Origin of the sequence: Bradyrhizobium sp. CIAT3101, from assembly GCF_029714945.1 — a bacterium.
Lineage (GTDB): Bacteria > Pseudomonadota > Alphaproteobacteria > Rhizobiales > Xanthobacteraceae > Bradyrhizobium.
This window is the reverse complement of the sequence record NZ_CP121634.1, coordinates 4,579,448-4,592,896: the sequence shown is the minus strand read 5'-3', so window position 1 is coordinate 4,592,896 and position 13,449 is coordinate 4,579,448. Positions and strand designations below refer to the sequence as shown.

At 66.1% G+C, this 13,449-nt stretch carries 10 protein-coding genes; 4 read left to right on the top strand and 6 right to left on the bottom strand.

From position 1 onward, the window contains the following. Positions 1 to 163 precede the first annotated feature (163 nt). The 3 genes from QA645_RS21675 (at position 164) to QA645_RS21665 (ending at position 4,826) form a co-directional block, all read left to right on the top strand. Positions 164 to 2,011, top strand: coding sequence for an extracellular solute-binding protein (locus QA645_RS21675; RefSeq protein ID WP_283052963.1), 1,848 nt, complete (start codon positions 164 to 166; stop codon positions 2,009 to 2,011). A gap of 4 nt (positions 2,012 to 2,015) precedes the next feature. Then, positions 2,016 to 3,518: a class I adenylate-forming enzyme family protein gene (locus tag QA645_RS21670; RefSeq protein ID WP_283052961.1), complete on the top strand. Its 1,503-nt coding sequence runs from the start codon at positions 2,016 to 2,018 to the stop codon at positions 3,516 to 3,518. Between the two features lie 84 nt (positions 3,519 to 3,602). Beyond that, positions 3,603 to 4,826, top strand: coding sequence for a GGDEF domain-containing protein (locus QA645_RS21665; protein ID WP_254131545.1), 1,224 nt, complete (start codon positions 3,603 to 3,605; stop codon positions 4,824 to 4,826). A gap of 39 nt (positions 4,827 to 4,865) precedes the next feature. On the opposite strand, the gene QA645_RS21660 is transcribed toward QA645_RS21665, so the two are convergent. The 5 genes from QA645_RS21660 to QA645_RS21640 form a co-directional block, all read right to left on the bottom strand. Continuing rightward, positions 4,866 to 5,492 (bottom strand): TerC family protein, encoded by a 627-nt coding sequence (locus QA645_RS21660; RefSeq protein ID WP_283052958.1) that lies wholly within the window; start codon positions 5,490 to 5,492, stop codon positions 4,866 to 4,868. Further along, a complete protein-coding gene (locus QA645_RS21655) occupies positions 5,485 to 5,820 on the bottom strand; it encodes a hypothetical protein (protein ID WP_254193772.1) in 336 nt (111 codons plus the stop codon). The genes QA645_RS21660 and QA645_RS21655 overlap by 8 nt, the downstream gene beginning before the upstream one ends. A 56-nt stretch (positions 5,821 to 5,876) precedes the next feature. Further along, positions 5,877 to 6,008 carry a hypothetical protein gene (locus tag QA645_RS21650; protein WP_256561598.1) on the bottom strand — a complete coding sequence of 44 codons (132 nt, stop codon included), beginning with the start codon at positions 6,006 to 6,008 and terminating at the stop codon, positions 5,877 to 5,879. Positions 6,009 to 6,356: 348 nt separating this feature from the next. Continuing rightward, entirely contained in the window at positions 6,357 to 9,875 is a 3,519-nt protein-coding gene (gene mfd, locus QA645_RS21645; protein WP_283052956.1) for a transcription-repair coupling factor, read from the bottom strand. Next, on the bottom strand, positions 9,872 to 10,162 hold the full coding sequence (locus tag QA645_RS21640) for a succinate dehydrogenase assembly factor 2 (protein WP_254193774.1): 291 nt from the start codon (positions 10,160 to 10,162) through the stop codon (positions 9,872 to 9,874). Before QA645_RS21640 ends, mfd begins: the two co-directional genes overlap by 4 nt. A 185-nt stretch (positions 10,163 to 10,347) precedes the next feature. Between QA645_RS21640 and recG the strand changes: the two genes are divergently transcribed. Beyond that, a complete protein-coding gene (gene recG / locus QA645_RS21635; protein ID WP_283052953.1) occupies positions 10,348 to 12,456 on the top strand; it encodes an ATP-dependent DNA helicase RecG in 2,109 nt (702 codons plus the stop codon). On the opposite strand, the gene panE is transcribed toward recG, so the two are convergent. Then, positions 12,453 to 13,382, bottom strand: coding sequence for a 2-dehydropantoate 2-reductase (panE, locus tag QA645_RS21630; RefSeq protein ID WP_283052952.1), 930 nt, complete (start codon positions 13,380 to 13,382; stop codon positions 12,453 to 12,455). The genes recG and panE overlap by 4 nt on opposite strands. Between the last annotated feature and the right edge of the window lie 67 nt (positions 13,383 to 13,449).

Genomic DNA, 13,449 nt, shown 5'->3' with positions numbered 1-13,449 from the left:
ATAAGTGACGGGCTCGGCGCTCGTGCGCGATTGCGTGCCTTCTTAACGCGGTCGACGGAAAGATCAATGCCGACAAGCGTCTTTGCCCACTTCCGGGCAGGCGCTCAGTGAAATCCCTGTGATAGGATTCAGCTCCTGACGGCCCTCGAATCAACGTGTCCGAATGTTCATGTTCCAGCGCCTGCTCGAGGGCCCCAGCGTCCGATTCTGCAGCATCGCTTTGGCCCTCGCCATCGGGCTGTCGGCGTTCGGCGGCGCGCGAGCCGAGGAGGCCCACGCGATCGCCATGCACGGCAAGCCGGCGTTGCCGGCCGATTTCGCCCACATGCCCTATGCCAACCCCGATGCCCCCAAGGGCGGCCGGCTGACCTGGGGCATCCTCGGCACCTTCGACAGCCTCAACCCCTTCATCGTGAAGGGACTGGCCGTGCAGCCGATCCGCGCCTACGTGGTCGAAAGCCTGCTCTCGCGCGGCCAGGACGAGCCGTTCACGCTCTATGGCCTGCTCGCCAAGACCGTCGAGACCGATGACGAGCGCAGCTACGTCACGTTCCGCATCGATCCGCGCGCGCGCTTCTCCGACGGCAAGCAGGTCACTGCCGAGGACGTGCTGTTCTCCTGGCAGTTGCTGCGCGACCACGGCCGTCCCAACCTCCGGCAATATTACGCCAAGGTCGCCAAGGCCGAGGCGCCCGATCCCCTCACCGTCCGCTTCGACCTCGCCGGCGCCAACGACCGCGAGCTGCCGCTGATCCTCGGCCTGATGCCGATCCTGCCGAAGCACGCCGTCGATGTCGCGACCTTCGAGGAGACGACGCTGACCGGGCCGATTGCCTCGGGCCCGTATCGCGTCACGGCGGTCAAGCCCGGCGCCAGCGTGACGCTCTCGCGCAATCCCGATTATTGGGGCCGCGATCTCCCGATCAATCGCGGGCTGTTCAATTTCGACGAGATCCGGCTCGACTATTTTCGCGAAGCCAACGGCCAGTTCGAAGCCTTCAAGCGCGGCCTCTATGATTTCCGCGTCGAGCACGAGCCGTTGCGCTGGCACGACGGCTACGATTTTCCGGCCGCCAGGAACGGCGACGTGATCCGCGACACCATCAAACCCGGTGTGCCGCAGCCTTCCGAATTCCTGGTGTTCAACACGCGCCGTCCGATCTTCGCCGACATCCGCGTGCGCCAGGCGCTGACGCTGCTGTTCGATTTCGAGCTGGTCAATCGCAACTATTTCTTCTCGCTGTATTCGCGGGTCGCCGGCTATTTCGCGGGATCCGACCTCTCGGCCTATGGCCGCCCTGCGGATGCACGCGAACGCGAATTGCTGAAGCCGTTTGCCGCGCAGATCCCGCCGGACATCATGGACGGCAGCTACCGCCTTCCCGTCACCGACGGCTCGGGGCGCGACCGGACGACGCTGCGCGCTGCGCTCAAACTCCTGTCCGACGCCGGTTACGATCTCGACGGCACCGTGCTGCGCAACCGCGCGACCAAGGCCCCCTTCACCTTCGAGATGCTGGTGACGACCCGCGACCAGGAGCGCATCGCGCTCGCCTTCCAGCGCGACCTCAAACGCGCCGGCATCGCGCCGAGCGTGCGCTCGGTCGATCCCGTGCAGTTCGACCAGCGCCGGCTGGCCTATGAGTTCGACATGATCCAGAACCGCTGGGACCAGTCGCTGTCGCCCGGCAACGAGCAGTATTTCTATTGGGGCAGTGCTGCCGCCGACAATCCGGGCACCCGCAACTACATGGGCGCCAGGGATCCCGCCATCGACGCGATGATCAAAGCCCTTTTGGAGGCCCGTGATCATACGGCTTTTGTCGCGGCGGTCCGGGCACTCGACCGCGCCTTGATCGCGGGCTTCTACACAATCCCCCTGTTTAACGTATCCGAACAATGGATCGCGCGTTGGAATCGGATAGAACGACCATCGACCACGGCGTTGTCCGGCTATCTGCCGGAGACCTGGTGGTCGAAGGGTGAGCCTCAAGCCAGTCCAGCGAAGTGACGCCGTGAACCAGCCAGCCGTATCGCCGACGCTCGACACGCTGTTCCAGCGGACGCTGATGCGACAGCCGCACGCGCCCGCCCTGCTCGACCCGCTCAACAAATCCCGCATCACCGGGCACCAGCCGCGGCGGCTGACCTATGCCGAAGCCGACACGGCCATCGAGGCGCTGTCGGCGCATTTCGTCGAATCGGGCCTGCCGGCCAATTCGGTGATCGCCATCCAGTTGCCTTCCACGGTCGAGTTCGTGCTGACGGTGCTCGCCGCCCATCGCGCCGGCCTCGTGGTCGCCGTGCTGCCGCTGCTGTGGCGGCAGGCAGAGCTGGCGGCCGCGCTCAACCGCACCGCGGCGCGCGCCATCGTCACCATGAGCAAGGTCGACGGCGTCAGCTATTCCGACCTGGCGATGCATGCGGCCGCCGAAGCCTTCTCGATCCGCCACGTCTTCGGCTTCGGCGCCGATCTGCCCGAAGGCATGGCCTCGCTCGACGAGGTGCTCACGCGCCCGCCCGGCACCACGCGCGCGGTGATCCAGGACGGCCGCAAGGCGGCGATGATCTCGTTCGATGTCACAGCGGAAGGCTTCCGCCCCGTGCCGCGGCCGCATTTCAGCCTGATCGCGGGCGGGCTTGCGATGTCGCTGGAAGCCGACATCCAGCAGGGCGCGACCGTGATGTCGGCGTTCACGCCGATGTCGTTCGCGGGCCTCGCCTCCTCGCTCGCGGTTTGGTTGCTCTGCGGCGGCACGCTGGCGCTGCATCATCCGTTCGAGAGCGAGGTGCTGGAGCAGCAGATCAACGAGCACGCATGCGACGTGTTGATCGCGCCGGCCCAGCTCGCGCTGCGGCTTGGCGATTCCAATCTCGCGGCGCGGATGCCGACCTTGCGCAATGTCATCGGGCTCTGGCGCGCGCCGGAGCAGGTGGCCGCAAGCGAAGCCTGGATCGCGCCGCATGCGGCGCTCACGGACGTCTATCTGTTCGGCGAGGCCGGGCTGTTCGGCGCCCGGCGCGGCGAGGACGGCGTGCCTGTTACGGTGATGCCGGGACCGCATGGCGCTCCGCGCGAGCAGTCCGGCTCCTCGATCGCGGGCGATATCCTGCTGACCCCGAAGGGCACGCTCGGCCTGCGCGGCCCGATGGTGCCGATCGCGGCCTACGCTCCGCCGCAGCCGGTCGGCGAGACGCTGACGGCGCAGCCGCCTCGCGACTACGTCGACACCGGCTATGCCGCGCGGATCGACCGCGCCAGTGGCGCGATCTGCATCACCGCGCCGCCCTCCGGCATCATGGCGGTCGGCGGCTATCGCTTCCTCTCCAACGACCTCCAGGAATGGGCACGCCGGCTCGGCCAGGGCGCGTTGCTGACGGCCCTGCCCGACCGCCTCTCGGGCCATCGGCTGGCCGGCCGGGCCCAGGACAATACCCGCGCCCGCGAGGCGCTGAGCGAACTCGGCCTTAACCCCCTGATGGTCGAGGCTTTTCGCGACCGCTCCGGGCCGGTTTGAGCACAGTTTTGGCTGGAACATTGACGCTGCATTAAGGCCGCCGGACTAGATTGCGCTGCATCGATTGCGTGATCAGAGTATCCCATGTCCCAGGCGGGCCCGATCCTGTTTGTGTCCAATGCCGAGCGCCCCGCCTTCATCGCGGCGCTGGACGAGGCCCGTCTGTTTCCCATCGTCGACAGCGACTGGGCGAGCGCGGCGCGCGCCGTCAGCGAGGTTCAGCCGGCCGCAGTCCTCGCCGCCATGTCAGCCGGCCACGAGCCCCATATCGCGCTCCTCGCCAAGAAGATCGCTGACCAGCCGCTTTATCTTCCATTGGTCGCGCTGGATGCACAGACTCCGCTGCCCCACAACGCCTTGCCCTTCGCCACCCGCGGCAATGCTGCCGAACGCCTGATCGCGCGCCTGCGCGCCGCGATCCGCGTCCGCACGCTGCACGCCACCGTGCTGCGCCGGCTGCCGGAGGCGAAGGTCGCCGTGCCGGAGGCCGATCCGATGCGCGATGCCATCGTGCTGCTGATCGGCCGCGGTGCCGCCTACCCGGCGCTCTCCGTCGCACTCGGCGAGCGCACCGGCGTGGTCGGCGCGCTCTCGATCGAGGCCGCAGCAAAACATCTCAACACCCGCGACATCGACGGCGTCGTGCTCTCCGACGGTTTCACCCCGCGCGTCACCGATGCCTTCCTCACGGTGCTTGCGGAGGACACGCGCTTCCGCAACCTGCCGGTGGTCGTCACCGCGCATCAGCTCACCCAGAGCTACGACCTGCCCAATCTCGAGCTGATCGCGGGCGAACCTGCGAAGGTCGCGGCCAATGCGCTGCCGCTGATCCGCCAGCACGCGATGGAAGCGCAACTGAGCCGCACGCTGCGCTCGATCGACGCCGGCGGCTGGCTCGACCCGCGCAGCGGCCTGTTGACGGTCGAAGCCTTCGCCCGCGATTTTGCCAAGGCGGTCGAGCAGACGCTCGCCCGCGGCGGCGGCCTGTCGGTGGCACGTTTCGCCTTCGATCCCGGTAATCCCCGCGCGCAGCTCGATGCCGCACGCATCCTCAGCCGCCTGATGCGGCAGATGGATTTTGGCGCCGCGCAGAAGGACGGCTCGGTGATCGTGGTGTTCGCCGAGACCGACTTCCGCACCGCGCACATGATCGCCCGACGACTGTCGGCGGTGATGAAGCACACGTCCAACGGCAAGCACGAGATGCGCAGTGATCCCGTCGTCAGCGTGGATTCGCTGTCGCCGTCGGATACGGCAAGGTCGCTGCTGGGGCGGCTATCGGCGGACGCTTCAAGGGCGGCGTCGTAGGTAGGCCAGCGCAGACGCAAGACACGACGCGGCCGCACGTCATGTCGACGCAACCCTCATGATGTCCAGCGTTCCGCGAAAGATCATGTCGACTGCCACGTACAGAATCACGGCCAGGCCGACGTAGGCAATCCATCGATGATCGTGCAGCAGGCGCGCTATGAAAGAAGCGGCCACGCCCATCATCGCAATGGAAAGCCCCAAGCCGAAAATCATGACCACGGGATGCTCGCGTGCCGCCCCTGCGACAGCCAGGACATTATCGAGCGACATGGAAACGTCGGCCACGATAATCTGCCAACTCGCTTGGACGAGTGTTTTGCGGGGCTGGCTTCCTGCGCTTGCTCCGGCCTCCCTCGCACCTGCGGGCCCTGTCGAGGAGGCGCGCAACTCTCGCCACATTTTCCAACACACCCACAACAACAGGATTCCGCCGGCGAGCAGGAGGCCGACGATCTGGAGGATTTGCGTGGCTAACACGGCGAACAGCACGCGCAGAATCGTCGCGACGACGATGCCGATCAAGATCGCCTTGACCCGTTGCGTCTGAGGAAGTCCGGCGGCGGCAAGACCGATGACGATGGCGTTATCGCCAGCGAGCACGAGGTCGATCAGAACGACCTGCAAAAGAACGTTCAGGACATCTGTGATGGGAAATTCAATCACGGGTCAGCGGCTCGAAAAACAGTGCCACTTGATCCGGTTCGCTGAAAATCGCCGCGGCGCAACCCATCATGGTGAATGCACCGGCAATATCCCATAGCGTTACATTTTCCAGCGTTACATTTTCCGAATCCGTTCGGGCTAAAAGAGCGGCGATCATTGCGCCTGAGAAAAGCAGAATGCTGAGCGCAGGCAGGACGAGTTCGGACTCCAGCAAGTGGATCATCAACAATGCGGGTGCCGCGATCAGCATGCTCAATAGCGCGAGCATGCCGAAGGAATCCCGCCAGGGAGCGTTCCTGTTTGTCCAGCTTGCATGAGGAGCAATCATTTTGTCCTCTTGCAGAGGGGCGTCCCGGATGGCCAGTTTGCCGACGCCTCTCTCGATCAATGTTTTGTCGGGCGCCTACTTTCCACCAGCGAAATAACACCAGCAGCCACCACGGCAATCACGACGACGGTGGCAAGCGCCTCGACCGAGACCAGGGTCTCGTACCATTTGTTCCAAAGCTCGAGCATGCGCTGGCCCCTATCGAGAGCCCACCCGCGATCGATCAAATCCGCTCTCTGAAGGACGTGCCTTTGCCACCAAAAACGCAATGCTACCTATCGACGCGCGGGCTTTGACCGCGCGGCAACATGACTATGCACGGCAATCGAATTAAGCCGCCTTCTGCTCCGCGCGTCCGCCCGCCGTCGCATCAAGGGCGGCCTCGTAACGACGACCTGGACCCCGTCAGGTGGGCAAAGCGGCTTGTCCGCCGCAGCTCGGAGAGCGAAGGCGGAAGCGTGCCCACCACACCTATCGTCGCGGAAAAATCGTGGGCACGGCGCAAGAGCGCCTTTGCCCACCCTACGGCACCTCGCCTACGCCGCCTTCTTTTTCTGCGCGAGTTGCGCCAGCTGCCGCATGATCTCCGTGGTGCCGGCGAGACGTTCTTCCGGCGTCTCCCAATCCTGCAGGAACACCACCTTCATGTCGGGCCGGACCTTAGCGGCCTGACCATAGCTGCGGATGAACGACACCAGGCGGTCGGGATAGGCGAAGGAATTGTCGCGGAAGGTGATGACGGCGCCCTTCGGGCCGGCATCGATCTTGCCGACATTGGCCTGGCGGCAGAACGCCTTGATCGCGGCAACCTTGAAGAGATAGCGCACCTCGTCCGGCAGCACGCCGAAGCGGTCACGCATCTCGGCGCCGAAGTTCTCGATCTCCTCCTCGCTGTCGAGATCGGCGAGGCGCCGGTAGAGCGACAACCGCACCGAGAGATCGCCGACATAATCCTCCGGAATGAGCACGGGCATGCCGATGGTGATGGTCGGCGACCAGCGGTCGGCGGCGGGCTCGGAAACGCCGGCCTTGAGGTTGACGATCGCCTCCTCCAGCATCGACTGGTAGAGTTCGAAGCCGACTTCCTTGATGTGGCCTGACTGCTCCTCGCCGAGCAGATTGCCGGCGCCTCTGATATCGAGGTCGTGCGAGGCGAGCTGGAAGCCGGCGCCCAGCGTCTCCAGCGATTGCAGCACAGTGAGCCGGCGTTCGGCCTGGGCCGTGATCTTCTGCTGCGCCGGCAGCGTGAACAGGGCATAGGCCCGCAGCTTGGAACGGCCGACGCGGCCACGGAGCTGGTAGAGCTGGGCGAGGCCGAACATGTCGGCGCGGTGCACGATCAGCGTGTTGGCGTTGGGAATGTCGAGACCGGATTCGACGATCGTGGTCGACAGCAGGATGTCGAACTTGCCGTCGTAGAACGCGGTCATGATGTCCTCGATCACCGCAGGCGGCATCTGGCCGTGCGCGACCGCGACCTTCATCTCCGGCACGTTCTTGTCGAGGAAGTCCTTGACCTCGGCGAGGTCGTCGATGCGCGGCACCACGTAGAACGCCTGGCCGCCGCGATAGCGCTCACGCAGCAGCGCCTCGCGGATCATCAGCGGATCGTGCGGGGCAACGAAAGTGCGCACCGCGAGACGGTCGACCGGGGGCGAGGCAATGATCGAGAGCTCGCGGACGCCGGTCAGCGCCAGCTGCAGCGTGCGCGGGATCGGCGTCGCCGACAGCGTCAGCACGTGCACCTCGGAACGCAGTGCCTTCAGCCTTTCCTTGTGGGTGACGCCGAAGTGCTGCTCCTCGTCGACGATGACGAGGCCGAGATCGCGGAACTTGATCGCCTTGCCGAGCAGCGCGTGGGTGCCGACGACGATATCGACCGAACCGTCGGCAATGCCCTTCTTGACCAGGTTCAGCTCCTTGGTCGCGACCAGGCGCGAGGCCTGCGCCACGTTCACCGGAAAGCCCTTGAAGCGCTCGGTGAAGGTCTTGGCGTGCTGGCGCGCGAGCAGCGTGGTCGGCACCACGACCGCGACCTGCTTGCCTTCGAGCGCAACGGCAAAGGCCGCACGCAGCGCCACCTCGGTCTTGCCGAAGCCGACGTCGCCGCAGATCAGACGATCCATGGGGCGACCGAGCTCGAGGTCCTTGAGGGTGGATTCGATGGCTCCTAACTGGTCCTCGGTCTCGTCATACGGGAAGCGCGCGCAGAACTCGTCATAGACGCCCTGCTGCACCGGCATCTTGGGTGCCTCATGCAAATGGCGCGCAGCCGCGATCTTGATCAGCTCACCCGCGATCTCGCGGATGCGGTTCTTCAGCTTCGCCTTGCGCGTCTGCCAGCCGGAGCCGCCGAGACGGTCGAGCTCGACCGTGGTCTGGTCGGAGCCGTAGCGCGACAGCAGCTCGATGTTCTCGACCGGCAGGAACAGCTTTGTCTCGGCGGCATAGTGCAGCTCGAGACAGTCATGCGGCGCGCCGGCGACGTCGAGCGTCTGCAGGCCTATGAAGCGGCCGATGCCGTGATCGACGTGGACGACGATGTCGCCCGCGGTGAGGCTCGTCACCTCCGAGATGAAATTGTCGAGCTTGCGGCTCGCCTTGCGCGGCCGCACCAGGCGGTCGCCCAGAATGTCCTGCTCGCTGATGAGAGCGATCTCGTCGGTCTCGAAACCGCTCTCCAGGCCGAGCACGGCGAGCATGGTCTCGTTGCGCGGGGTCGCCTGCACCGTCCGCCAGGCGTTGACGCTGGTGGTGTGGGTCAGCTTGTGGTCGCGCAGCATCGAGGTCATGCGATCGCGCGAGCCCTCGCTCCAGAGTGCGATCACGACTTTCTTGCGGTTCGCCTGCAGGCCCATGACATGGGCGACGACGGACTCGAACACGTTGACCGTGCTGTCGTTGCGCTCGGGCGCAAAATCGCGGCCCTTGCGGGCGCCGGCATCGACGACGCTGGTGCCGTCGGTCGGCACGGAGAACGCCGTCAGCCGCGCCAGCGGGATGGCGCCGATCCGCTTGCCCCACTCGCTCTCGGTCAGATAGAGCCGGTCAGGCGGCAGCGGCTTGTAGATGGCGCCGCCGCCCGGATGCTCCATCGCATCGCGGCGCGCCTCGTAATAGTCCTGGATCTGCTTGAAGCGCTCGCGGACGGCGTCCTCGGCCTGCGGCTCGATCGCGACGGCGGCGCCTTGCAGATAGTCGAACAGCGTGTCCATCCGGTCCTGGAACAGCGGCAGCCAGTGCTCCATGCCGGGATGGCGGCGGCCTTCGCTGACGGCCTCGTACAGCGCATCGTCGCGCTCGGGTGCGCCGAACTCGGCGACATAGCCCATGCGGAAACGGCGGATGGTGTCGGTGACGAGCTGGAATTCCGAGATCGGCACCAGGTCGAGCGCGCGCATGTCGAGCAGCGTGCGCTGGGTCTCGGCGTCGAAGGTGCGGATCGATTCCAGGCTGTCGCCGAAGAAGTCAAAGCGCACCGGCTGCTCGAGGCCCGCCGGAAACAGGTCGAGGATGCCACCACGCACGGCGTATTCGCCGGGCTCGCGCACGGTCGAGGAACGATTGTAGCCGTTATGCTCCAGCCAGGCGACGATGGTATCCATCGGCACGACATTGCCGGGCGCAACCGACAGCGCCTGCGCCGCGACCAGCTCGCGCGCGGGCACGCGCTGCACGACAGCGTTCACCGTGGTCAGCACGATCAGCGGCTTGTCGCTGCCGGTGAGCGCGGCGAGCCGTGCCAGCGTGGTCAGACGTTGCGCCAGAATGCCGCCATGCGGCGAGACACGGTCATAGGGCTGACAGTCCCAGGCCGGGAAGGTCAGCACCGGCAGATCGGGCGCGAAGAATTGCAGCGCGCGCTCGAGCTGCTGCATGCGGGCACCGTCGCGGCAGACCACGGCAAGGCTGACAGGCGGTTTCTTCGGCCGCGCCGCCAGCGCGCGCGCAAGATCGGAGACGACGAGGCCCTCGGCGCCTTCGGCGACATTGGCAAGCGTCACCGCGCGGCCGGGCGTCAGCAGCTCGGCCGGAGATTTCATTCCCGGTTTCATACGTCGCGGTCCGCGATCGGATAGGCCTTGATCCGGGCATACAGGGCGCCGGTGACATCAGCTGGCAGCACCTTGTCACCGGTGATGGCGGCATAGAGGTCGGGATCGTTGACCTCGAGCAGGATCTCCAGCTCGGTCAGCTCGGCGTCGGAGAGATTGGCGATCTCGGCGTCCGCGAAGCGGCCGAGGATCAGGTCCATCTCGCGCGTGCCGCGGTGCCAGCAGCGGAACAGCAACCGCTTGCGGCGGTCGTCCAGCCCGTTGCTCGATCGTGTCGTTCCCGTCATGTCTCAAATCCAGTCAAACGCCGAAAGCCCGGACGTGCCGGGCCGGGGTGATATAGCCACTCGGACCTGCCGTGTCAGCCCTCGATTTGGCATGGCCGCACCGGCGCAAAGGGCCGCGAAAAAAGACGTGGATGCCCGGCATAAAGCCGGGCATGACGGGCCGAAACGATCCTAGATTCGCGTCCATGCGCCCCAGCCTGCTCAATCCGCTGTTTGCTCCCGTGACCACGCTTCCCGGCGTCGGTCCGAAGCAGGACAAGCTGCTGCAATATCTGCTCAGCCGCAACGAGACGCCGCGGCTGGTCGATCTGCTGCTGCATCTGCCGAGCCAGGTCATCGACCGCCGGGCGCGGCCGAAAATCCGCGACGCTGGTGTGGGAACCATGGTGACGCTGGAGGTCACCGTCGACCGTCACCGCCCGCCCCCGCCGCGCAACTCCCGCGCGCCGTATCTGGTCTATGCCAGCGACGACACCGGCGACGTCGTGCTGACCTTCTTCCGCGCCAAGCCCGGCTATGTCGAAAAGCTGCTGCCGATGGGCGAGAAGCGCTTCGTCTCCGGCACGCTGCAGATGTATGACGGCATCCCGCAGATCGTGCATCCCGACCGCGTGCTCGACGAGGAGGCGATCTCAAAGCTCTCGGGCATCGACCCGGTCTATCCGCTCACCGAGGGCCTCGCACTCGGCTCGCTCCGCCGCGCGATCGCGCAGGCGCTGCAGAAGCTGCCGGCCCTGCCCGAATGGATCAGCCCGGAGGTGCTGCGCCGCTGCCATTTCCCGCCGATCGCGGAAGCGCTCAATCGCGTGCACCAGCCGGTCGAGCTGACAGACATTCTGCCGGACCAGCCGTTCTGGTCCCGCCTCGCCTTTGACGAACTGCTTGCCGGCCAGCTCGCGCTCGCTCTGATCCGCGCCCAATTGCGCCGCCCGGCCGGCGTGCGCAACGCCGGCGACGGCCACCTGCGCCACAGGATCATCGACGCCCTCCCCTATGCCTTGACGTCCTCCCAACGCGACGCAGCCGCGGCGATCGCGAGCGATCTCCAACAGCCCGTGCGCATGCTGCGCCTGCTCCAGGGCGACGTCGGCTCCGGCAAGACCGTGGTGGCGCTGCTCGCTGCCGCCGCTGTCGCCGAGGTCGGCAAGCAGGCCGCGCTGATGGCGCCGACCGAAATCCTGGCGCGTCAGCACATCAAGACCATCGCGCCGCTGGCCGAGCGCGCCGGCATGCGGGTCGCGATCCTCACCGGCCGCGAGAAGGGCAAGGAGCGACGCGAGATCATCGCGCAACTCGCCGAGGGCGAGATCGATCTGCTCGTCGGCACCCATGCGCTGATCCAGGACGACGTGATCTTCCACGATCTGGCGCTGGCCATCGTCGACGAGCAGCATCGTTTTGGCGTTCGCGAGCGCCTGACGCTGACCTCGAAGGGCGAAGCCGTCGACGTTCTGGTGCTGAGCGCCACGCCGATCCCGCGCACGCTGGTGCTGACCTATTTCGGCGACATGGACATCAGCGAGTTGCGCGAAAAGCCCGCCGGACGCCAGCCGATCGACACCCGCGCCGTCGCCATGAGCCGGCTCGGCGAAGTCATGGACGGCGTCGGCCGTGCGCTCGAATCCGGCAAGCTGGTGTACTGGATCTGCCCGCTGGTCGAGGAGTCCGAGGCCGAGGGTACCGAGCACCTCACCAACGCGACCAAGCGTTTCGAGAGCCTACAGAAGCGCTTTGGCGATCGCGCCGGCCTCGTCCATGGCCAGATGAAGGGCACCGAGAAGGACCGCGTGATGGGCCAGTTCGCGGCCCACGAGATCGGACTTCTGGTCGCGACCACCGTGGTCGAGGTCGGCGTCGACGTGCCGGCCGCCACCATCATGGTGATCGAGAATGCCGAACGCTTCGGCCTCGCCCAGCTGCACCAGCTGCGCGGCCGCATCGGACGCGGCTCGGAGGCTTCGACCTGCATTCTGCTCTACAGCGAGCCGCTGGGCGAAATGTCGAAAGCGCGGCTCAAAGTGATCCGCGAGACCACCGACGGGTTTCGTATCGCCGAAGAGGATCTCAAGCTGCGCGGCGAAGGCGATGTGCTCGGCGTCCGCCAGAGCGGCCTGCCCGGTTACCGCATCGCGCGCTCGGAGGTCCACGGCCAGCTCATCACGCAGGCCCGCGACGAGGCGCTGCGCATCATGAAGGACGATCCGAAGCTGAAGGGCGAGCGCGGCGAGGCGCTGCGCTGCCTGCTGTACCTCTATGAGCGCGACGAGGCGATCCCGCTGATCGGGGCCGGCTAGCTCGCCGCTTTCTGCCGCCCAACCTCATAAGCCGCGACATGCGCCCGGGCGAGATCGAGCACGGGTGTTTCGATGCCAAGCGACCGGGCCCGATTGGCCATGTCGCCGAGGATATGCTCCGCCTCGGTGGTCGAACCGCGCTCGATATCCCGCAGCATCGACGCCTTCAGCGGCGAGTTCGCGGTGGTGAACAGCTTGCGGTCGAATTCGATGAACGGCGCGCGCGGTTCGAAGCCAGAGGCGGTCGCGACCGCGCAATGCTCCGCGAACAGCCGGAAGATCGACCGCTCACCATTCGGCACGGTCAGGATGTCGCCGATGCTGGCGCGCATCAGGCAGGTGATCCCGGCAAGCGTGCTCAGCTGGACGAACTTCTCCCACATGTCCTGCATGATCACGTCGCTGGCGCGCACGTCGATGCCGGGGACTCGCAGCAGCGTCTCCAGCGCGAGCACACGCTCACTCAACGAACCCTTCACCTCGCCGAAGACGATGGTCTGGTTGGCCATGAACTGAACGACGCGACCATCCGCATCGAGCCCGGCGCTGACATTTGCGAGCCCGCCGAGGACGTGCCCGGCGCCGAACCGCGCGGTCAGGGCGTCGATGTGCTTCAATCCGTTGAGGATCGGCAAAATCATCGTGTTCGCACCAACGGCCGGGGCAAACTGGCTCATGGCGTCGTCGAGCGAATAGGCCTTCACGCCAACGAGCACGACGTCGAAGGGATCGTTGAGCTCGTTCGCCAGCAGGATCTTCGGCTGCACGGCGAAGTCGCCGTGCGGGCTTTTGACGCTCAATCCGTCGCGCCGCAACTGCTCCGCCCGCGCGGATCGCACCAGAAAAGTCACGTCGGCGCCCGCTCGAACCAGGCACGCTCCGTAGTAACCTCCGAGCGCTCCCGCGCCGATCACCAGCACTCTCATTCCAACTCCCGTGTCATGTCAGCGATCGTCAGCCGTCGCCACATTGCATGAGCAGGCAGACTGATCG